Raw genomic sequence first — 21,694 nt, 5'->3', positions numbered from 1 at the left:
TGTGCTCGGGGTTCGATGCGGGCAGGTTCGGGGTTGTCGTGGAACTCCGGGCCTGCCCGTTGCGTTTACCGTGGAAGAGCGTCGCGGTGGCTGCCGCGACGGGCACAGGGCGGCCGACCGGCCGGAGGAGGAGCGTCGTGGAAGCAGTGATCGCAGTGGTGGCCCTGCTCTTCGTGCTCTTCGTCGCGCTCGGGGCCTACGCCACGGTGAAGGTCGTCGGCGCCGCCAAACGCGGCGTGGACCGCACGATCACGCAGGCCCGGCGCACGGTCGAGGACCACACTCTGCGCGCCAAGTCCTTCGCCCAGCCCGGCCCGGTCGGCGAGATCGCCCAGCTGCGCCTGCGACTGCGCACCTCCATGCGCGCCACCCAGGACGCCCTGCACGCGGGCGCGGCCGAGGACGAGTCCCTCAAGGAGTCGCTGGGCCTCTTCCAGCGGCTCAGCGCCCACGGCCACGAACTCGACGCCGAACTGCGGCGCCTGGAGTCCGAACCGGACCGGACCGCGCTCGCCGAGCGGCTGCCCGCCCTGCGCGAACGCACCGAGCGCATCACGCGCTCGGCGGACGCCCTGCGCTGGGCCGCCCGCGACCGCGCCCGTCACTTCGCCGACGACGAGCTGGATTCCCTGAGCGCCCAGATCGACGTCGAGACCGGCGCCCTGCGGCACTGGACGACCGAGGACACCTCGGCGCCCGCCAACGCGACCCCGCCGCCCTGGCCGGAGGCCCCCGCCGCCGACTCCGCGGCGCAGCAGCAGACCTGGTCGGACACCCCGCAGGCGCGGACCGCCGAGGAGCCGGCCCGCCCCGCCATCACCCCGCCGGACCCGCGCCCCGCCTACCCGTGGCAGAAGAAGCCCCGCCCGGAGAGCACCACCTGAACCCGTCGGACGCGTCCCCGTTCCGGCACAGGTGAGAGGGCCGGGCTGCCGTCCGGGCGGTACGCCAGGTAACCTCCAGCTCATGTCCCGCCATGTCGCGATCGTCACCGATTCAACGGCCTACCTGCCGCCGCGGACGATGGAGCGCCACGGCATCACAGCGGTGCCCCTGACCGTGGTCCTCGGCGACCGGGCACTCGAAGAGGGCACCGAGATCTCGACCCGCTCGCTGGCCCAGGCGCTCCAGAAGCGACGCCCCGTCACCACCTCGCGTCCCAGCCCCGAGCTCTTCGCGGAGACCTATCGCAAGGTCGCCGAGTCGGGCGCCTCCGGGATCGTCTCCCTCCATCTCTCCGCCGAGCTGTCCGGCACCTACGACGCGGCGGTGCTCGCGGCGAAGGAGGCGCCGGTGCCGGTGCGGGTGGTGGACACCGGCATGGTCGCGATGGCACTGGGCTTCTGCGCGGTGGCCGCGGCCGAGGCGGCGGAGTCCGGCGGTTCCGTGGATGAGGCCGTTACGGCGGCGGAGAAGCGCGCCGCCGACACCTCCGCCTACTTCTACGTCGACACCCTGGAGTACCTGCGCCGCGGTGGCCGGATCGGCACCGCGCAGGCCCTGTTCGGCTCCGCGCTCGCGGTGAAGCCGCTGCTGCAGCTGGACGGCGGCCGGATCGACCTGCTGGAGAAGGTGCGGACGGCGTCCCGGGCGATCGCCCGGCTGGAGGAGATCGTCGCCGAGCGGGCGGCTTCCGCGCCGGTCGACATCGCCGTCCACCATCTCGCGGCGGCGGACCGCGCATCGGCGCTGGCGGAGCGGTTGCGGGCGCGGGTGCCCGGGCTGGCGGAGCTGCATGTGAGTGAGGTCGGAGCGGTGATCGGGGCGCACACGGGGCCCGGATTGCTGGGGGTCGTGGTCTCGTCGCGTTGACGGCTTCACGCGTGTGGGTGGCGGCGTTTTCCACAACTGGGTGGTAATCCCCGGGATTTGACCAAGATCATCGCGAGGGTGGCGGGCTGCCCGATCCTCGTCGCATGGCACTTCGATCACGCACACGCAGCACGTCCGCGACGAGTGGGCCGGGGCGGGGTCCTGCCTCGGACGGCCGTCTCCGGCACCGTCGTCCGCCCCTGCGCGGCAGGTCCGCCGCCCGGCAGCGGCACGCGTCCGCCGATGAACTCCGGCGGCGTGCGGAGCTGTTGTTCGGGGCGCGGGCCGTGGAAGGCGCCGAGGAGCGGCGGGAGTCGCGGGCGGGGCCGCCAGGGGAGGAGGAGCGGGCGCCGACCGAGGAGCGGGAGCGGGTCGAGGACCCGGGGCTGGCTGAGGAGCGGGGGCGGGCTGAGGAGCGGGAGCCCGCCGGGGACTGGCGCGATCAGGCAGGACTGGCCCTGCGCGAGCGGCTGCCGCTGTGGTTGCAGGCCCGGGCGGGGCTGGAGCGGCGGAGCGTACTGGCCCTGACGATGCTGCTCGTCGTGGCCGCGGGGTTCGCCGTGCAGCACTTCTGGAGCGGGCGGACCGAGCCGGTGAGGGCGCCGGAGGTGGTCGAGGCGGCGGCTCCGCAGCCGGAGCCGGCGGGTGACCCGGCTCCGTCCGGCGTCCCGACGGCTGTGCCGGGCGCCGAGATCGTGGTGGACGTCAGCGGAAAGGTGCGGGAGCCCGGGATCCACCGGCTGCCCCCGGGGTCGCGGGTCGTGGACGCGCTGGAGGCCGCGGGCGGGGTACGGCCGGGCACGGACCTCGCCGGGCTGAACCGGGCGCGGTTCCTGGTGGACGGTGAGCAGGTGGTCGTGGGCGGTCCCGCCCCCGCTCCGGCGGCGGGAACCGCCGGGGGAGGCCCGCCGGGTGCGGCAGCGGCGGGCCCCGTCTCCCTCAACACGGCCACCGTGGAGCAGCTCGACACCCTCCCGGGCGTCGGCCCGGTGCTGGCCCAGCACATCGTCGACTACCGCACCCGGCACGGTGGCTTCCGCTCGGTGGACGAGCTGCGGGAGGTCAACGGCATCGGCGACCGACGATTCGCCGATCTGCGGAATCTCGTACGGCCATGAGGGACGGGGAGGAGGCATCGGCCCGAGGCCGGGGCGAGGAGAGCGAGGGCCGGGTTCAGCGGCAGGAGAGCCACGGCCGGGTTCAGCACGAGGAGAGTCAGGGCCGCACGCAGCGGCAGGAGGGCCCGGGGCGAGTCCGGCAGGCCGTGCACGTGGCGTCCGGGAAGCGGTTGGGTGCGGCCCATCCACGTCAGGAGGGGCCCGCGGATCTGCGGCTCGTGGCGCCGGCGCTCGCGGCCTGGGCGACGGCCGCGCTGACGCTGGGGGCGCCGCCCGGCTGGACCGTCGGGGTGGTGGCGGGGTGCTCGGTCGTGGCGGCCGTGCTCCTGCTGGGCGGGGGCCGCCGGATCCGCCCGGCCCGCGCCCGGCCGACGGCATGGCCGCGGGTGTCGGTCGCGGCCGTCCTGCTCTGTGCCGCCGGGGCCGCCGCCTCGGCCGGATTGCACGGCGCGGATCTGCGCCGGGGCCCGGTACCGGCGCTCGCGCGGACGTACGCGACGGTGACCGCCGAGGTCGAGATCACGGCGGACCCTCGGATCTCCCGGCCGCGTGTCACGGGGAACCACCTGGCCAGAGCGTCCGTGCTGGTGCGGGGAGAGGTGCGTGGTGTGGTGGAGCCGACCGCCGCCGGGGCGACCCGGGGACAGCCGGGCCTGACGGCGACCCGGGCGCCGGTGCTGTTGATCGTGGACGCGGGACCCGGCACCGCGGCGGCATCCCGGGCCGGGCGGCCGCCGGCCTGGCTCGGCCTGCTGCCCTCCACACGGGTGCGGGTGACCGGGCGGCTGGCGCCGGCGGTGGTCGGCGGGGACCGGATCGCGGCGGTGCTCCGGGTGCGGGAGCGGGCGGCGCCGGTGGTCGTGGAGGAGCCGTCACGCGTCCAGCGGTTCGCGGGGCGGTTGCGGGCCGGGCTGCGGGAGGCCACCGACGGTCTGCCGGCCGATGCGCGGGCGCTGCTGCCCGGGCTGGTGGTGGGGGACACCTCGCGGATCGGCCCGGAGCTGGACCGGGCGTTCAAGGAGACCGACCTGGCCCACACGCTCGCCGTGTCCGGCAGCAACCTCACCATCGTCCTCGCCCTGCTGCTGGGTCCGCCCGGACTGGCCCAGCGGGCCGAGCGGCGCGGACTGGCCCCGCGGCTGGGCGTCTCGCTGCGGGGGACCGCGCTGCTGGGCGGGGTGCTCACCCTGGGGTTCATCGTGGTGTGCCGCCCGGACCCGAGCGTGCTGCGGGCCGCGGCCTGCGGGGCGGTCACTCTGCTCGCCCTGGCCACGGGACGCCGCAGGTCCCTGATCCCGGCGCTGGCGACGGCGGTGCTGCTGCTGGTGCTGTACGACCCGTGGCTGTCGCGGAGTTACGGCTTCCTGCTGTCGGTGCTGGCCACCGGGGCGCTGCTCACGCTCGCGCCGGCCTGGAGCGCGGCGCTGCGTCGGCGCCGGATGCCGCCGCGGGTGGCGGAGGCGCTGGCGGCCGCGGCGGCGGCGCAGGCTGTGTGCGCGCCCGTCGTGGCGGTGCTGTCGGCGCGGGTGAGTCTGGTGGCGGTGCCGTGCAATCTGCTCGCGGAGTGCGCGCTGGCCCCGGCGACGGTGCTGGGGTTCGCGGCGCTGGCGGCGGCGCCGGTGGCGATGCCGGTGGCCGAGGCACTGGCGTGGTGCGCGAGCTGGCCCGCCGGGTGGATCGCGGGGATCGCCCGCACCGGGGCGGCCCTGCCCGGCGCGGGCGTGGACTGGCCGGGGAGCTGGGCGGGCGCCGGGCTGCTGCTGTGCGTCACGGTGGCCGTCGCCGTGGCCGGGCGACGGCTGGTGCGGCACCCCTGGCTGTGCGTGGCGGGCGGGCTGCTGCTGGTGCTGGCGGTGGTGCAGCCGCCGCCGCTGACCCGGGTGATCACCGGGTGGCCGCCGCCGGGCTGGCGGCTGGCCCTGTGCGACGTGGGGCAGGGCGACGCGACCGTGCTCGCGGCGGGCGAGGGCACCGGCGTGGTCGTGGACGCCGGACCGGACCCGGCGCTGGTGGACCGGTGTCTGCGCGGGCTGGGCATCACCCGGATCCCGCTCGTCGTGCTCACCCACTTCCACGCCGACCATGTCGCCGGACTGCCCGGGGTACTGCGCGGGCGCACGGTCGGCGCGATCCAGACGACGGGGTACGCAGAGCCCGCGGACCAGGCGGAGTTCGTGCGAAGAGCGGCCGCCGCGCGGCGTATCCCGGTGACCCGGGCCGTCGCCGGGGAGCGGCGGCGCACCGGCGACCTCTCCTGGCAGGTGGTGTGGCCGCCGCCCGCGGCACCCGTGCCGGAGGGGCCGAACGACGCCAGCGTCGCCCTGCTCGTCCGGACGGCCGGGCTGCGGATGCTGCTGCTCGGCGACCTGGAACCGCCGGCCCAGCAGGCCCTGTTGCGAACCCCGGCGGCGGCGCTGCTGGGCCGCGTGGACGTCCTCAAGGTCGCCCACCACGGATCCGCCTACCAGGACCCGGAGCTGATACGCCGGACGGCACCGCGCCTGGCGCTGATCTCCGCGGGCGCGGACAACCCCTACGGGCACCCCGCGCCCAGCACGCTGGCGGCGCTGCGGGCCGGGGGCGCGGCGGTGCTGCGGACGGACCGGGACGGGGCGGTCGCGGTGGTCGGTGCGGGCGGGGAGATACGCGTGGCGCGAGACTGAGGGCATGAACTCGGCAGAGGTTGACGCGTATCTCCGCCGGCTGGGCGTCGCCCGCCCGGCTCGGCCCACCCTCGACGTCCTGCGCGAGCTCCAGCTGCGCCACTTGCAGACCGTGCCCTTCGAGAACCTGTCGATCCATCTCGGCGAGGAGATCGTGCTCGACGAGAAGCGGCTGCTGGACAAGGTGGTGGGCGCGCGGCGGGGCGGGTTCTGCTACGAACTGAACGGCGTGTTCGCCGCGTTGCTGGGCGCGCTGGGCTTCGATGTGACCTTGCTGGCGGCTCGGGTGTACGGCGAGGAGGGGCGGCTCGGGGTCCCGTACGACCATCTCGCGCTGCGGGTGCGGACGGTGGACGCGGGGGAGTGGCTGGCCGACGTCGGGTTCGGGGCGCACAGCCACTATCCGCTGTCGCTGGAGGACCGGCAGGAACAGGCCGACCCCGGGGGCTCGTTCCGGATCGTCGAGGCGGGGCCGGACGCGGCGGGGGTCCGGGGCGGCTCCGGCGCGGCGGACGCGGTCGACCTGGACCTGCTGAAGGACGGCGAGCCGGAGTACCGGTTGGAGCCCCGGCCGCGGGTGCTCGCCGACTTCGTGACCGGGGCCTGGTGGCACAGCACCTCGCCGGAGTCGCACTTCACGCGGAAGCTGGTGTGCTCCCGGGTCACGGAGGACGGCGGGCGGATCACGCTCAGCGGACGCAGGCTCAAGGTGACGGCGGCGGACGGCACGCGGGAGGAGCACGAGTACGGCGAGGGGGAGGACGAGGCGGTGCTGGCGGTGTACCGGGAGCGGTTCGGGATCGTGCTGGAGAGGGTGCCGACGGTGCGTAAAGCAGACGGGAGGGACTGATTCCGGCGGTAACCGGCAGTACACGACCGTACGGCTCGAAGAGGCCGTATCCCGCTGATCTGCCCCTGTGTTGCCTCGAAAACCTCACAAGTGATCGAATGGATCTTCGGTAACGAGTGATGTCAAGGCGCGCAGAGGTGTCGTGGATGATCGGCCGCTGGCTGGGAAGCCGGAGGAACCGGATACAACGGACGAGTCCCCTGGCGGCGGTGCGGACTCCGCCGCGGGCGGGGGTGCTCAGCTGCCGGGTGCTCGATCCGGTCCATGAGCCGGTTCCGCGCGCGGAGTTCGTGGTCAGCGACCACATGGGGCGCAGGGTGGTCGGCGGGGGCACGGACCCCTTCGGCTCGTTCGTGACGGCGGTGCCGGCGGGTGAGTACCGGCTGGCGGTCTCGGCCGAGGGGTACGCCCCGTTCCGGGCGGCCCTGACGGTGGAGGAGGGCACGCTCGCCTCGCTGGGGGACGTGACGCTTCAGACGGCCGAGCCGCCGGAGCCGCCCGCCCCGGGGGACTGGGAGATCGAGCCCATGCACTCCTCGATCGGGTTCACCGCCCGGCACATCGGGCTGGCGCGGATCCACGGGCGGTTCAACCACTTCGCGGGAGTGGTGCGGATCGCCGATCGGATGGAGCGCTCCGCGATGCACGTGGTGATCGACGCGGCGTCGATCGACACGAATGTGCGGATGCGGGACGACCATCTGCGGTCGGCGGACTTCCTCGACGTGGAGCGTTTCCCGACGATCGAGTTCTACAGCGACCGGTTCGTGCACAGGGGCGGCAGCCGGTGGGCGGTGACCGGGGCGCTGTCGCTGCACGGGGTGACCCGGACGGTCACGCTGGACACGGAGTATCTGGGGCTGGGCAACGGGATGGAGGGCGAGGTGCGGGCGGCCTGCCGGGCGACCACGGAGCTGCACCGGGACGACTTCACCGTCAGCTGGCAGACGATGCTGGCGCGGGGGATCGCGGTGGTCGGGCCCAGTGTCCGGATCGAGCTGGACGTGCAGGTCGTACCGAAGGCGGTCGGTGGGGTGGCGGCATAGCCGTGGCGGAGAATGTTGCCGTGAGTGATGTGAGACATGTGCTGGTGCTGCCCGACCGTGACGCGGCGGAGGAGGTGGCCGAGGCGCTGGGGGAGCGGTTCGGGATCGACGAGGAGCCGCGGCTGGTACGGGATGCGTTGGCCGGGGAGGACGACGCGGAGGACGCGCAGTGGCTGGTGGTGCTGCGGGATGAGGGCGGGGCGCTCGATCCTCGGGAGCTGGATGAGTTCGCGGGGGAGTGGGATGGGTGGCGTGAGGAGCCGTAGGTTGTGACGTGGCCGCCATGGGGCCGGCCGGGGGTGGGTACGCAGCCCGGCGTGACGGGGTGCCCCCGCGCCCACCCTCCCCCAAGCTCTCGGCTTCGCTCGAGCAGGGGGGACCCCCATCGCCCCAGGCGGCACGCATGCCCGCGGCTTGTGCGAGCCCAGCCCGCACCGCGTTGTCAGTCCCCCATGCCATCCTTGTCCCAATGGCCAGGAAGACTGCGAATGACGACCCTCTCGCCCCGGTGACGCTTGCCGTGGGCCAGGAGGACCTTCTGCTCGACCGTGCCGTGCAGGAGGTGGTGGCCGCCGCCAAGGCCGCCGACGCCGACACGGACGTACGTGACCTGACCCCCGATCAGCTGCAGCCCGGCACCCTCGCCGAGCTGACCAGCCCGTCGCTCTTCGCGGAGCGCAAGGTCGTGGTCGTACGCAACGCGCAGGACCTGTCCGCGGACACGGTCAAGGACGTGAAGGCCTACCTCGGCGCCCCCGCCGAGGAGATCACGCTCGTGCTGCTGCACGCGGGCGGCGCCAAGGGCAAGGGGCTGCTGGACGCCGCGCGCAAGGCGGGGGCGCGGGAGGTGGCCTGCCCGAAGATGACGAAGCCGGCGGACCGGCTGGCGTTCGTGCGGCAGGAGTTCCGGGCGGCCGGGCGGTCCGCCACCCCGGAGGCCTGCCAGGCGCTCGTCGACGCCATCGGCAGTGATCTGCGGGAGCTGGCGTCCGCCGTGTCGCAGCTCGTCGCCGATGTCGAGGGGACGATCGACGAGGCCGTCGTCGGGCGGTACTACACCGGCCGCGCCGAGGCCTCCAGCTTCACCGTCGCCGACCGGGCGGTCGAGGGACGGACGGCCGAGGCGCTGGAGGCGCTGCGCTGGTCGCTGGCCACCGGTGTCGCGCCGGTGATGATCACCAGCGCGCTCGCCCAGGGCGTCCGGGCGATCGGCAAGCTGTCCTCCGCGCGCGGCGGCCGGCCCGCCGACCTCGCGCGGGAGCTGGGCATGCCGCCGTGGAAGATCGACCGCGTGCGCCAGCAGATGCGGGGCTGGACCCCCGACGGGGTCGCCGTCGCGCTGCGGGCGGTCGCCGAGGCCGACGCCGGGGTGAAGGGCGGCGGGGACGACCCCGAATACGCCCTGGAGAAGGCCGTCGTGACGATCGCGCGGGCGGCGCGGTCCAGGGGCCGAAGCTGACAGGGGCCGAAGACGTGCCCCGGCCGTGATCCACTGGCCGCCGTGGCGGCCGCGAGGACAATCGTATGTGCAGCCTGAAATCGCCGTACATGGCCGACATGACGGAAGGTGGCGATCTGGATGGCTGAACACCCGCATGCAGCACTCGTCCGCAAGGGCTACGAGGCCTTCTCGCGCGGTGACATGGACACCCTGCGCACCCTGCTGACAGGGGACGCCACGCATCACTTCCCGGGCGATCACCCGCTGGCGGGCGACTACAAGGGCCAGGATGCGTGTGTCCAGATATACCAGCGGCTCTTCGAGGAGTCGGGCGGGACCTTGAACGTCGAACTGCGTCAGCTCTTCGTCGACGGCCGTGGGCACGTGATGTCCATGCACCATTCCACGGCCCAGCGTCAGGGCAAGCACCTGGAGCTGGACGGAGGCATCGTCTTCCGGATCGTCGGCGACAAGGTCAGCGACCTCGACGAGTGTGTCGACGACCTCGACAAGTTCAACGACTTCTGGTCCTGAACCGGCAACCACGGCAGTCCCCGCACGCCGAAGACCCCGCCGCCGGCCCTGGGGAAGGGCGAGGCGACGGGGTCCTCGGATCAAGCTGTTGAGTCCGTTCCCGCGTGGCGAACGCAGGCCGCGAACGGACTCGGGGTGCCGGCCGGGAGCGGATGAGAGAGGGCCCGCTCTGGGTCCTGCCGGCGGTCAGACCAGATAAGGGGTTCAGCCCTTGAGGGACGCGACCTTGGCAGCCAGGGCCGACTTCTTGTTGGCGGCCTGGTTCTTGTGGATGACGCCCTTCGAGACGGCCTTGTCGAGCTGACGCGCGGCGGCGCGCTGGTACTCGGTGGCCTTCTCGACGTCACCCGCGGCAGCGGCCTCACGGGCCTTGCGGATCGCGGTCTTCAGGGAGGACTTGACGGCCTTGTTGCGCAGCCGAGCCTTCTCGTTGGTCTTGATCCGCTTGATCTGGGACTTGATGTTCGCCACGAATGAGCCTTTTCAGGTTCAGGCACGGGGCCAGAGGGATCCCAGGGGATCCCGAGTCCCGTGCCAGGTGATTTCTTGGGGTCGTGCCTCGCGCTGAGAGGGCATGAGACACAGCCCCCTACACTACCAGCGGCCCTCCGAGCGGCCCAAACCGGTCGCCGCGCCCCACCCGTGGGACCATGGAAGCTACGTATCGATCCGACCCGAGGCATAAGGCGCCTCAAGAGACAGGACCCTGCGTGCCCGCGACCCCTAACAATGTGCCCGAGCCGAGCCGTACCGACCCGGCTCTGATCCGCAATTTCTGCATCATCGCGCACATCGACCACGGCAAGTCCACGCTCGCCGACCGGATGCTCCAGCTGACCGGTGTGGTCGAGCAGCGGCAGATGCGTGCCCAGTACCTCGACCGCATGGACATCGAGCGCGAGCGCGGCATCACGATCAAGTCCCAGGCGGTGCGTCTGCCGTGGGCCCCGACCCACGACAAGAGCAACACGCACATCCTCAACATGATCGACACCCCGGGGCACGTCGACTTCACCTACGAGGTCTCGCGGTCGCTCGCCGCCTGCGAGGGGACCATCCTCCTCGTCGACGCCGCCCAGGGCATCGAGGCCCAGACCCTCGCCAACCTCTACCTGGCGATGGAGAACGACCTCACGATCATCCCCGTGCTGAACAAGATCGACCTGCCGGCCGCGCAGCCCGAGAAGTTCGCCGAGGAGCTGGCCAACCTGGTCGGCTGCGACCCGAGCGACGTGCTGAAGGTCTCCGCGAAGACCGGTCTGGGCGTCGAGGCGCTGCTCGACAAGGTCGTCGCCGAGATCCCGCCGCCGGTCGGCGTCAAGGACGCCCCCGCCCGCGCGATGATCTTCGACTCGGTCTACGACTCGTACCGCGGCGTCGTGACGTACGTCCGTGTCATCGACGGCCAGCTCAACAAGCGCGAGCGCATCAGGATGATGTCGACCGGCGCCACCCACGAGCTGCTGGAGATCGGCACCAACTCGCCCGAGATGCTCCCGGCCGACGGCCTCGGCGTCGGCGAGGTGGGCTACCTGATCACGGGTGTGAAGGACGTCCGCCAGTCGAAGGTCGGTGACACCGTCACCAGCCAGCACAAGGGGGCCACGGAGGCGCTCGGCGGCTACAAGGACCCGAAGCCGATGGTCTTCTCGGGTCTGTATCCGCTGGACGGGTCCGACTACCCCGAGCTGCGCGAGGCCCTCGACAAGCTCCAGCTCAACGACGCCGCGCTCGTCTACGAGCCGGAGACCTCCGCGGCCCTCGGCTTCGGCTTCCGCGTCGGCTTCCTCGGCCTGCTCCACCTGGACGTGATCCGGGAGCGGCTGGAGCGCGAGTTCGGCCTGGACCTGATCGCCACCGCGCCCAACGTGGTCTACCGCGTGATCATGGAGGACGGCACCGAGGTCGTCGTGACCAACCCGAGCGAGTTCCCCGAGGGGAAGATCGCCGAGGTGTACGAGCCGGTCGTCCGGGCCACGATCCTCGCGCCCACCGAGTTCATCGGCGCGATCATGGAGCTGTGCCAGACCCGCCGCGGCACCCTGCTCGGCATGGACTACCTCTCCGAGGACCGCGTCGAGATCCGCTACACGCTCCCCCTCGCGGAGATCGTCTTCGACTTCTTCGACCAGCTGAAGTCCAAGACCCGCGGCTATGCCTCGCTGGACTACGAGCCCACCGGCGAGCAGAGCAGCTCCCTGGTCAAGGTCGACATCCTGCTGCACGGCGACAAGGTCGACGCCTTCTCGGCGATCACGCACAAGGACCAGGCGTACGCGTACGGCGTGCGGCTCGTCGCCAAGCTGAAGGAGCTGATCCCGCGGCAGAACTTCGAGGTGCCGGTGCAGGCCGCCATCGGCTCCCGGGTGATCGCCCGCGAGACCATCCGCGCCATCCGCAAGGACGTCCTCGCCAAGTGCTACGGCGGTGACATCTCCCGTAAGCGGAAGCTGCTGGAGAAGCAGAAGGAGGGCAAGAAGCGGATGAAGATGGTGGGTTCCGTGGAGGTTCCGCAGGAGGCCTTCATCGCGGTGCTCTCCAGCGACGACAGCGCGGCATCGGCCAAGGGCAAGAAGTAACCGCGGGTTACGCCGCCGAACACCGCCGGTCACCGGAAAAACGGACGCCTCGGGGCCCGTCGTACGAAAGTACGGCGGGCCCCGGCGTATGCGGCGGGGGTCTCTCTGGAATCCCTCTGGAGAAAGTGACAGGGCGCGGAGTCTTACGCAGCGGCCGGTCGGGCTCTACCCTGTCCCTGCTCGCTGGTTACTCGCGAGTTAAACAACGTCCTGTGAGTGAAAAAGCCGCACAGAGCCACACCGTAGCCACACTGATCCAGCCGCACCGCCGCGGGCCCGGAGGATGTCGTGACCGACACACAAACCCTGATCGAGAACCGTCCGCCGTCCGTCGCGGGCCTCTTCCTGGAGCGCGTGACCGCCACCCCGGATGCCGAGGCCTACCGCTACCCGGTGCCCCCGGCCTCCGGTGAGGGCCCCGACGACTGGAAGTCGCTGAGCTGGGCGCAGGCCGCCGAGCGGGTGCACGCCATCGCGGCCGGACTGATCGAACTGGGCGTCCAGCCGGAGCAGCGGGTCGCGCTGGCCTCCGCCACCCGGATCGAGTGGATCCTCGCCGACCTCGGCATCATGTGCGCGGGCGCGGCCACCACCACGATCTATCCGCAGACCAACGCCGACGAGTCGGCGTTCATCCTCGCCGACTCCGGCAGCCGGGTGCTGATCGCGGAGAACGCCGAGCAGCTGGCCAAGGCGCAGGAGAAGCGCGCCGAGCTGCCCGAGCTGACGCACGTCGTGGTCATCGACGGCACCGGCGTCGAGACCGGCGACTGGGTGCTCACCCTCGACGAGCTCCAGGCCCGCGGCGCCGCCCGGCTGGAGAAGGACCCCGGGCTGATCAAGCAGCGGGTCGGCGCGATCACCAAGGACCAGCTGGCCACCCTCATCTACACCTCCGGCACCACCGGCCGCCCCAAGGGCGTGCGGCTGCCGCACGACAACTGGTCGTACATGGCCAAGGCGATCGCCGCGACCGGCCTGGTCGGCCCCGACGACGTGCAGTACCTGTGGCTGCCGCTCGCCCATGTCTTCGGCAAGGTGCTCACGTCCGGGCAGATCGAGGTCGGCCACGTCACCGCCGTCGACGGGCGGGTCGACAAGATCATCGAGAATCTGCCGGTCGTCCAGCCGACGTACATGGCGGCCGTCCCCCGCATCTTCGAGAAGGTTTACAACGGCGTCGCCGCCAAGGCCCGTGCGGGCGGCGGGGCCAAGTACAAGATCTTCCAGTGGGCCGCCGGGGTCGCCCGCGAGTACGCCAAGGTCACCCAGGACAACTTCCGGCGCACCGGCACCGCCTCCGCCCCGTTCGGACTGTCCGCCAAGCACAAGGTCGCCGACACCCTCGTCTACTCCAAGCTGCGCGAGGCCTTCGGCGGCCGGCTGCGGGCCTGCGTCTCCGGCTCGGTCGCCCTCGCCCCCGAGATCGGCTACTTCTTCTCCGGCGCCGGCATCCACATCCTCGAGGGGTACGGCCTCACCGAGTCCTCCGCCGCCTCCTTCGTCAACCCCGGCGAGGCCTACCGCACCGGCACGGTCGGCAAGCCGCTGCCCGGCACCGAGGTCCGGATCGCCGAGGACGGCGAGATCCTGCTGCGCGGCCCCGGCATCATGGAGGGCTACCACGGCCTGCCCGAGAAGACCGCCGAGGTGCTGGAGCCGGACGGCTGGTTCCACACCGGCGACATCGGCGAGCTGTCCGCCGACGGCTATCTGCGCATCACCGACCGCAAGAAGGACCTGTTCAAGACCTCGGGCGGCAAGTACATCGCGCCGACCGAGATCGAGGGCTCGTTCAAGGCGGTCTGCCCGTACGTCTCCAACATCCTGGTCCACGGCGCCGACCGGAACTACTGCACCGCGCTGATCGCCCTCGACGAGGCGGCGATCCTGGGCTGGGCGAAGGAGAACGGCCTGGAGGGCAAGTCGTACGCCGAGGTGGTCGCCGCGCCCGTGACCGTCGAGATGGTCGACGGATACGTCAAGCAGCTCAACGCCGGGCTCCAGCGCTGGCAGACCATCAAGAAGTTCCGCCTGCTGCCGCGCGACCTCGACGTCGAGCACGGCGAGATCACCCCGAGCCTGAAGCTGAAGCGGCCGGTCGTGGAGCGGGAGTACAAGCACCTCATCGAGGAGATGTACGAGGGCACGCGCGAGGCGTGATCGTGGCAGTCGCTCAGTGGCCCGGTGCCCGGCCCAGTGCCTGGCCTGGGCCACGGGCATAGGTCAAACACTCGAATCCGTACGTCTACTGTCCGGATTCGACCAGGTGCGTAGCACGCTCCTCACTTATCGTGGCCCACTTCGGTAACTCGGCGCGTTCGGGCCGGGTCGGTCTGTCACCCTGTCGGGGCGACATGTCCGACTGCCCGGGGAGCTGGAGATGGGGGCCATACCGACGCAACGGGAGTCTCCGACGCACCCGGAGACCGAGCCCGTCGCCGCGCATCCGCCCGCCGCGCCGTGTGCCCAGGTACGGGCCACACTCGTCGGCGGCCCTCTCGCGCCGGGCGCCGCCCGCAGGCTGCTGCGCACCGCCTTACGCGAGTGGACCGACCTCGGGCTGCCCGGCGCGGACCGGACCGGCGAGGACGCGGCGGTCGTCGTCAGCGAACTGGTCACCAACGCCGTCGTACACGCCGGCACCGATGTGGACATCACCTGTCGGCTGGAGCCGGACACCGGCGCGCTCGTCGTCGAGGTCACCGACCGGCACCCCTCGCGCGCCCCACGCGACGGCGCCCCCGATCCCGGCCACGGCACGCCCGAGTACGGCCGTGGACTGCGCCTCGTCGCCGCTCTCTGCGAGTCCTGGGGCGTCACCTACCGCCGGGGCGCCAAGACGGTGTGGGCGCGGATGACCGGCGACGAACACCCGGACCAGGAGGACACCGGCGGCGACTCGCTGTCCGTCGCCGGACTGCTCGCCCCCGAGCCCCGGCGGGCCGAACGGGACCGGGAATGGCTCGGGCGCGGCGCGCTGTCGTTCCTCGCCGAGGCGTCCGACCTGCTCGCCGGGCAGCTCGACGAGGACCTGGTCGCCGCGCTCACCGGCCAGCTGCTCGTGCCCCGGCTCGCCGACTGGTGCGCGATCTGGCTGGAGGACGAGGCGATGGGCCGCGGCCGCCGGACCGACGGCGGCATCGGCGCCCCCGGCCCCCGGCTGGCCCGCGTCTGGCACACCGCCGAGGACCGCATGGAGGAACTGCGCCGGGTCCTGGAGAAGGAACCGCCCCAGCCCGGCGAGGAACCGGACGGCGGACCGGTGCCGTATCCGTGGCCGGGAGAGGCGCTGGGCGACGCGGAGTGGGAGGACCCCGTGGCCTACGGGTCCGAAGGGGCCTACGGAGCCGGAGGGGCGCAGGGGGCCGGAGGGGCCCACGGGGCCGAAGAGGTCGCCGGCACGTCCTGCGGGCCCGCCCCGGGCGCCGCCCTCGCCTTCCGGCTCGTCGCCGGCGGCCGGCCCCTCGGCACGCTCGTCCTCGGCCGCGCCGGGACCGCGCGCTTCCCCGACGAGGTCACCGGGCTGGTGGAGGACCTGAGCCGGAGGGTGGCGCTGGCCATCGGGGCGGCGCGGCAGTACGCCCGGCAGGCCACCATCAGCGCCGTACTCCAGCGCGGACTGCTGCCCGGCGCGGTCGCCGAGATCCCCGGCATGCGCAGCGCGCTCGTCCACGAGCCCTGCGACAAGGGCGGACCGAGCGGCGACTTCTACGACCTCTTCCCGGCCGGTGACGGCCGCTGGTGCTTCGCCGTCGGCGACGTCCAGGGCAAGGGGCCCGAGGCCGCCGTCGTCATCGGCCTGGCCCGCCCCTGGCTGCGGCTGCTGGCCCGCGAGGGCTACCGCGTCGCCGACGTCCTCGACCGCCTCAACCAGCTCCTCCTCGACGACGCCACCGAGGCCGCCGACGCCGCCGCCCGCGCCCTCGTCGGCCCCGTCGGCCCCGGCGACGGCCCGCAGACCCGCTTCCTGTCCCTGCTGTACGGCGAACTCGTGCCCCTGGAAGGCGGCGGCGTCCGCTGCACCCTCGCCTCCGCCGGGCACCCGCTGCCGCTGCTCCTCGGCCCCGACGGCGGCGTCCGCACCGTCGCCCGCCCGCAGACCCTGCTCGGTGTCGTCGAGGACGAGACGTACATCAGCGAGACCTTCGAGCTGGACCCCGGCGACACCCTGCTCTGTGTCACCGACGGCGTCACCGAGCGGCGCTGCGGCACTCGCCAGTTCGACGACGGCGACGGGCTGGCGGCGGCGCTGGCCGGCTGCGCGGGCCTGAGCGCGGAGCTGATCGCCGAGCGGATCCGGCAGCAGGTGCACGACTTCGGCGGTACGCCGCCGGAGGACGATCTCGCGCTGCTGGTGCTCCAGGCGGAGCGGCCGTCGTAGGACGGACAGTCGTAGGACGGGTCAGCGGTGCGGGACAATGGAGGACATGCCTTCCGCACTCCCCGACGGCGAGCCCGTCCCCGCCGACGGCGCGCTGCCCGCGTCCGCGCTCGCCGGGGCGGCCGACCGCCCCCTCGGGTTCTATCTGCACGTCCCCTACTGCGCGACCCGCTGCGGCTACTGCGACTTCAACACCTACACCGCCACCGAGCTGCGCGGCACCGGCGGCGTGCTCGCCTCCCGCGACAACTACGCCGACACCCTGATCGACGAGATCCGCCTCTCCCGCAAGGTCCTCGGCGACGACCCACGCGAGGTCCGCACGGTCTTCGTCGGCGGCGGTACGCCGACGCTGCTGGCCGCCAGTGATCTCGTACGGATGCTGGGGGCGATCCGCGAGGAGTTCGGGCTGGCGGCGGACGCGGAGGTGACGACGGAGGCGAACCCGGAGTCCGTGGACCCCGCCTACCTGGCGGAACTGCGGGAGGGCGGCTTCAACCGGATCTCCTTCGGCATGCAGAGCGCGAAGCAGCACGTCCTGAAGGTGCTGGACCGCACGCACACCCCCGGCCGCCCGGAGGCGTGCGTCGCGGAGGCCCGCGCGGCGGGCTTCGAGCACGTCAACCTGGACCTGATCTACGGCACCCCGGGCGAGTCCGACGACGACTGGCGGGCTTCCCTGGACGCGGCGCTGGGCGCCGGGCCGGACCACATCAGCGCGTATGCCCTGATCGTGGAGGAGGGCACGCAGCTGGCGCGGCGGATTCGCCGTGGCGAGGTGCCGATGACCGACGACGACGTCCACGCCGATCGCTACCTGATCGCCGAGGAGCGGCTCTCGGAGGCGGGCTACGACTGGTACGAGGTGTCCAACTGGGCCACCTCCGAGTCGGGCCGCTGCCTGCACAACGAGCTGTACTGGCGCGGCGCCGACTGGTGGGGCGCGGGCCCCGGTGCGCACAGCCACGTGGGCGGGGTGCGGTGGTGGAACGTCAAGCATCCGGGCGCGTACGCGGCGGCGCTGGCGGAGGGGCGTTCGCCGGGGGCCGGGCGTGAGGTGCTCTCGGAGGAGGACCGGCGGGTCGAGCGCATCCTGCTGGAGCTGCGGCTGCGGGACGGCGTACCGCTGAGCCTGCTTCGGGAGGAAGGGCTCCAGGCCTCCCGCCGGGCGCTGTCCGAGGGACTGCTTCAGGAGGGGCCGTACGAGGAGGGGCGTGCGGTGCTGACGCTGCGGGGGCGGTTGCTGGCGGATGCGGTGGTACGGGAACTGGTGGACTGAAGGTCAACGAGCGGCAGCCTTCAGGGCACGGTCACGTGATCGATGAGACGCTCGACACACCCCAGCAGCTCCGGCTCCAAGTCCTTGTAAGACCCCACCCGCTTCAGAATCGCCTGCCACACCGCCCCGGTGTTCTCCGACGGCCACCCCAGCGCCCGGCACACCCCCGTCTTCCAGTCCTGTCCGCGAGGGACCTCCGGCCACCCGGCGATCCCCAGGGACGACGGCTTCACCGCCTGCCAGATGTCGATGTAGGGGTGGCCGACCACCAGCGCGTGCTCGCTGGTCACCGAGTGCGCGATACGCCACTCCTTCGAACCCGGCACCAGGTGGTCCACCAGCACCCCCAGCCGCGCGTCCGGGCCCGGAGCGAAGTCCTCCACGATCCTCGGCAGGTCGTCCACGCCCTCCAGGTACTCCACGACCACGCCCTCGATGCGCAGATCGTCGCCCCACACCTTCTCGACCAGCTCGGCGTCGTGGCGGCCCTCGACGTAGATACGGCCGGCGCGGGCCACGCGGGCGCGGGCGCCGGGGACGGCCACCGAGCCGGAGGCGGTACGGGTGGGACGCAGCGGCCCGGAAGACGGTCGCACCAGCGTCACCACCCTCCCCTCCAGCAGGAACCCGCGCGGCTCCAGCGGAAACACCCGGTGCTTGCCGAAGCGGTCCTCCAGGGTGACCGTGCCCGCCTCGCAGCGGATCACCGCGCCGCAGAAGCCGGTCCCGGGCTCCTCGACCACCAGGCCGGGCTCCGCCGGGACCTCCGGGACGGGCTGGGGCTTCTTCCAGGGCGGGGTCAGGTCCGGAGAGTACTGGCGCATTCGAATGACGATATGGACAGCCCCGTACGCGTTCAGCGCGACACGCCGAAACGGGTCGCCAGGGCGTCGCGCTGGCGTCGTACGAAGGCCGCGTCGACCACCGCCCCGTGCCCGGGGACGTAGACCGCGTCCTCGCCGCCCAGCGCCAGCAGCCGGTCCAGGGCGTCCGGCCAGCGGGACGGGACGGAGTCCGGGCCCGCCTGCGGTTCGCCGGACTCCTCCACCAGGTCGCCGCAGAAGACGACCTCCGTCTCGCCGGGGACGAGGACCGCGAGGTCGTGGGCCGTGTGGCCGGGGCCGACGTTGGCGAGCAGGACCTGCCGGCCGCCGCCGAGGTCGAGGGTCCACTCGCCCGAGACGTGGTGGCGCGGGGCCACCAGGGTGTCGGCCGCCTCCGTGGCCGTCGCGAAGTCCAGACCGTTGCGGACCGCGTCCGACCGCAGCTCCTCCCGGGCCCGCCGGGAGGTCAGCGCCGCGTCCACGCCGACCGCCCCGAAGACCTCCGCGCCCGCCAGTGCCGCCGCCCCGAAGACATGGTCGAAGTGGGGATGGGTGAGCGCGAGATGGGTCACACGGTGCCCGGCCAGCTCCTCCGCCTCCGCGCGCAGCCGGGCGCCCTCCGCGAGGCTGGAACCCGCGTCGATCAGCAGCGCCGTGCCCTGCCCGAGGACCAGTCCCGCCGTGCAGTCCCAGCCGGGCAGACGGCACCGGCCGACCCCGGTCGCCAGCCGTTCCCATCCCAGCTCTTCCCAAGTCAGCGTCATACCGCGACGCTAACCGTGACGCCCCCGAGGTCACGACCTCGCAGGACCGGCCTTGCCCGGGGCGTACCCGACGGCCGTACACTGGGCCGGGTAAGGCTGGCACTCGCATGCGCCGAGTGCCAGGGGGAGCGCCAAGGGGACGAACCGCTGGAGGTGTGCGCGGATGCTCAGTGAACGACGGCTGCAGGTATTGCGCGCCATCGTCCAGGACTACGTCGGTACCGAGGAGCCGGTCGGCTCCAAGGCGCTCACCGAGCGGCACAACCTCGGCGTCTCGCCGGCCACGGTCCGCAACGACATGGCCGCCCTGGAGGACGAGGGGTACATCGCCCAGCCGCACACCAGCGCCGGGCGCATCCCCACCGACAAGGGCTACCGGCTCTTCGTCGACAAGCTCGCCGAGGTCAAGCCGCTCACCGCGCCCGAGCGGCGCGCGATCCAGAACTTCCTCGACGGCGCCGTCGACCTCGACGACGTCGTGGCCCGCACGGTGCGGCTGCTGGCGCAGCTGACCCGGCAGGTCGCGGTCGTGCAGTACCCGTCGCTGACCCGGTCCACGGTGCGGCACGTGGAACTGCTGTCGATGGCACCCGCGCGGGTGATGCTGGTCCTGATCACCGACACCGGACGGGTCGAGCAGCGGATGATCGACTGCCCGGCGCCGTTCGGCGAGACGTCCCTGGCGGATCTGCGGGCGCGGCTGAACAGCCGGGTCGCCGGCCGCCGTTTCACGGATGTGCCGCAGCTGGTGCAGGATCTCCCCGAGGGCTTCGAGCTGGAGGATCGCGGCACCGTGCAGACGGTGCTCTCCACCCTGCTGGAGACGCTGGTCGAGCAGACCGAGGAGCGGCTGATGATCGGCGGCACCGCCAATCTGACCCGCTTCGGACATGACTTCCCCCTCACCATCCGGCCCGTCCTGGAGGCGCTGGAGGAGCAGGTGGTGCTCCTCAAGTTGCTGGGCGAGGCGAAGGATTCGGGCATGACCGTGCGCATCGGTCACGAGAACGCCCATGAGGGACTCAACTCCACGTCGGTGGTGTCGGTCGGCTACGGTTCGGGCGGCGAGGCAGTCGCCAAGCTCGGCGTGGTCGGACCGACCCGCATGGATTACCCGGGAACGATGGGAGCGGTACGAGCGGTGGCACGGTACGTCGGACAGATCCTGGCGGAGTCGTAGGTGGCCACGGACTATTACGCCGTTCTCGGCGTGCGCCGCGACGCGTCGCAGGAGGAGATCAAGAAGGCCTTCCGGCGGCTCGCTCGCGAGCTGCACCCTGACGTCAACCCCGATCCGAAGACGCAGGAGCGGTTCAAGGAGATCAACGCCGCCTACGAGGTGCTGTCGGACCCGCAGAAGAAGCAGGTCTACGACCTCGGCGGCGACCCTCTCTCGCAGAGCGGCGCCGCGGGTGCCGGTGGCTTCGGCGCGGGCGGCTTCGGGAACTTCTCCGACATCATGGACGCGTTCTTCGGCACGGCGTCGCAGCGCGGGCCGCGCTCGCGGACGCGCCGCGGCCAGGACGCGATGATCCGGATCGAGGTCGAGCTCGACGAGGCGGCCTTCGGCACCACCAAGGACATCCAGGTCGACACCGCGATCGTCTGCTCCACGTGCAGCGGCGAGGGCGCGGCGCCGGGCACCTCGGCGCAGACGTGTGACATGTGCCGCGGCCGGGGTGAGGTCTCGCAGGTCACCCGGTCCTTCCTGGGCCAGGTCATGACCTCGCGGCCGTGCCCGCAGTGCCAGGGCTTCGGCACGGTCGTGCCGAACCCATGCCCGGAGTGCGCCGGCGACGGCCGCGTCCGCTCCCGCCGGACCCTGACGGTGAAGATCCCGGCCGGTGTCGACAACGGCACGCGGATCCAGCTCGCGGGTGAGGGCGAGGTCGGCCCGGGCGGCGGTCCTGCCGGTGACCTGTACGTGGAGATCCACGAACTCCCGCACCCGGTCTTCCAGCGCCGCGGCGACGACCTGCACTGCACGGTCACCATCCCCATGACGGCGGCGGCCCTCGGCACCAAGGTGCCGCTGGAGACGCTGGACGGCATGGAGGAGGTCGACATCCGCCCGGGCACCCAGTCCGGCCAGTCGATCCCGCTGCACGGCCGGGGCGTCACGCATCTGCGCGGCGGCGGCCGGGGCGACCTCGTCGTGCACGTCGAGGTGCAGACCCCGAGCAAGCTCGACCCCGAGCAGGAGCGCCTGCTGCGCGAGCTGGCGAAACTGCGCGGCGAGGAGCGCCCGCAGGGGCAGTTCCAGCCGGGGCAGCAGGGCTTGTTCTCGCGGTTGAAGGATGCCTTCAACGGGCGCTGAGGCTCGGTCGGGCCGGGGCGGAGCCGAGCGGGTGCCGGTGGTCTATGCCAGTTGGGCGCCCGGTTTCGGACTTGTTCGGAGGA

Annotated in this window: 18 protein-coding genes; 15 read left to right on the top strand and 3 right to left on the bottom strand. The window is 72.6% G+C overall.

The genetic code is table 11. The annotated features are described in order from the left end of the window. Positions 1-137: 137 nt before the first annotated feature. The 9 genes from ACZ42A_RS03910 (at position 138) to ACZ42A_RS03870 (ending at position 9,464) form a co-directional block, all read left to right on the top strand. Positions 138-884, top strand: a complete 747-nt coding sequence (locus ACZ42A_RS03910) for a hypothetical protein (protein WP_468525526.1) — start codon at positions 138-140, stop codon at positions 882-884. Between the two features lie 82 nt (positions 885-966). After that, positions 967-1,812: a DegV family protein gene (locus ACZ42A_RS03905; RefSeq protein ID WP_468525525.1), complete on the top strand. Its 846-nt coding sequence runs from the start codon at positions 967-969 to the stop codon at positions 1,810-1,812. 104 nt (positions 1,813-1,916) lie between these two features. Then, the gene (locus ACZ42A_RS03900) at positions 1,917-2,930 is read left to right on the top strand and encodes a ComEA family DNA-binding protein (RefSeq protein ID WP_468525524.1); all 1,014 of its coding nucleotides are present in this window, start codon (positions 1,917-1,919) and stop codon (positions 2,928-2,930) included. Positions 2,931-3,076: 146 nt separating this feature from the next. Next, positions 3,077-5,593 carry a ComEC/Rec2 family competence protein gene (locus ACZ42A_RS03895; protein ID WP_468526129.1) on the top strand — a complete coding sequence of 839 codons (2,517 nt, stop codon included), beginning with the start codon at positions 3,077-3,079 and terminating at the stop codon, positions 5,591-5,593. 4 nt (positions 5,594-5,597) lie between these two features. Next, complete coding sequence (locus tag ACZ42A_RS03890) at positions 5,598-6,443, top strand: arylamine N-acetyltransferase family protein (RefSeq protein WP_468525523.1); 846 nt, start codon at positions 5,598-5,600, stop codon at positions 6,441-6,443. A 146-nt stretch (positions 6,444-6,589) separates the two neighbouring features. Continuing rightward, positions 6,590-7,489 (top strand): YceI family protein, encoded by a 900-nt coding sequence (locus ACZ42A_RS03885; RefSeq protein WP_468525522.1) that lies wholly within the window; start codon positions 6,590-6,592, stop codon positions 7,487-7,489. A gap of 20 nt (positions 7,490-7,509) precedes the next feature. Then, the gene (locus tag ACZ42A_RS03880) at positions 7,510-7,755 is read left to right on the top strand and encodes a hypothetical protein (protein ID WP_468525521.1); all 246 of its coding nucleotides are present in this window, start codon (positions 7,510-7,512) and stop codon (positions 7,753-7,755) included. 203 nt (positions 7,756-7,958) lie between these two features. Then, complete coding sequence (gene holA / locus ACZ42A_RS03875; RefSeq protein ID WP_468525520.1) at positions 7,959-8,948, top strand: DNA polymerase III subunit delta; 990 nt, start codon at positions 7,959-7,961, stop codon at positions 8,946-8,948. A 120-nt stretch (positions 8,949-9,068) separates the two neighbouring features. After that, entirely contained in the window at positions 9,069-9,464 is a 396-nt protein-coding gene (locus ACZ42A_RS03870; RefSeq protein WP_468525519.1) for a nuclear transport factor 2 family protein, read from the top strand. 204 nt (positions 9,465-9,668) lie between these two features. Here ACZ42A_RS03870 and rpsT read toward each other — a convergent pair whose 3' ends face one another. Further along, entirely contained in the window at positions 9,669-9,935 is a 267-nt protein-coding gene (rpsT, locus tag ACZ42A_RS03865) for a 30S ribosomal protein S20 (protein WP_086168781.1), read from the bottom strand. Between the two features lie 239 nt (positions 9,936-10,174). On the opposite strand from rpsT, the gene lepA reads away from it, so the two are divergent. From lepA to hemW, 4 genes are all read left to right on the top strand, one after another. Beyond that, positions 10,175-12,043, top strand: a complete 1,869-nt coding sequence (lepA, locus tag ACZ42A_RS03860) for a translation elongation factor 4 (protein WP_468525518.1) — start codon at positions 10,175-10,177, stop codon at positions 12,041-12,043. Between the two features lie 288 nt (positions 12,044-12,331). Further along, positions 12,332-14,206: an AMP-dependent synthetase/ligase gene (locus ACZ42A_RS03855; RefSeq protein ID WP_468525517.1), complete on the top strand. Its 1,875-nt coding sequence runs from the start codon at positions 12,332-12,334 to the stop codon at positions 14,204-14,206. A gap of 220 nt (positions 14,207-14,426) precedes the next feature. Further along, a complete protein-coding gene (locus tag ACZ42A_RS03850; RefSeq protein WP_468525516.1) occupies positions 14,427-16,427 on the top strand; it encodes a SpoIIE family protein phosphatase in 2,001 nt (666 codons plus the stop codon). 46 nt (positions 16,428-16,473) lie between these two features. Next, positions 16,474-17,706, top strand: coding sequence for a radical SAM family heme chaperone HemW (hemW, locus tag ACZ42A_RS03845; RefSeq protein WP_468525515.1), 1,233 nt, complete (start codon positions 16,474-16,476; stop codon positions 17,704-17,706). A 20-nt stretch (positions 17,707-17,726) separates the two neighbouring features. Here the strand turns inward: hemW and ACZ42A_RS03840 are convergent, their stop codons facing one another. Beyond that, positions 17,727-18,530 (bottom strand): DUF3097 domain-containing protein, encoded by an 804-nt coding sequence (locus ACZ42A_RS03840; RefSeq protein ID WP_468525514.1) that lies wholly within the window; start codon positions 18,528-18,530, stop codon positions 17,727-17,729. A 32-nt stretch (positions 18,531-18,562) separates the two neighbouring features. Then, a complete protein-coding gene (locus tag ACZ42A_RS03835; RefSeq protein ID WP_468525513.1) occupies positions 18,563-19,294 on the bottom strand; it encodes an MBL fold metallo-hydrolase in 732 nt (243 codons plus the stop codon). 163 nt (positions 19,295-19,457) lie between these two features. Between ACZ42A_RS03835 and hrcA the strand changes: the two genes are divergently transcribed. Together hrcA and dnaJ are read left to right on the top strand one after the other, a co-directional pair. Next, positions 19,458-20,474 carry a heat-inducible transcriptional repressor HrcA gene (hrcA, locus tag ACZ42A_RS03830; protein ID WP_468525512.1) on the top strand — a complete coding sequence of 339 codons (1,017 nt, stop codon included), beginning with the start codon at positions 19,458-19,460 and terminating at the stop codon, positions 20,472-20,474. Then, positions 20,475-21,611 carry a molecular chaperone DnaJ gene (dnaJ, locus tag ACZ42A_RS03825; RefSeq protein WP_468525511.1) on the top strand — a complete coding sequence of 379 codons (1,137 nt, stop codon included), beginning with the start codon at positions 20,475-20,477 and terminating at the stop codon, positions 21,609-21,611. Positions 21,612-21,694 lie beyond the last annotated feature (83 nt).

Source organism: Streptomyces sp. NPDC030838, from assembly GCF_055572035.1.
This window is presented reverse-complemented; position numbering and strand designations above follow the sequence as displayed.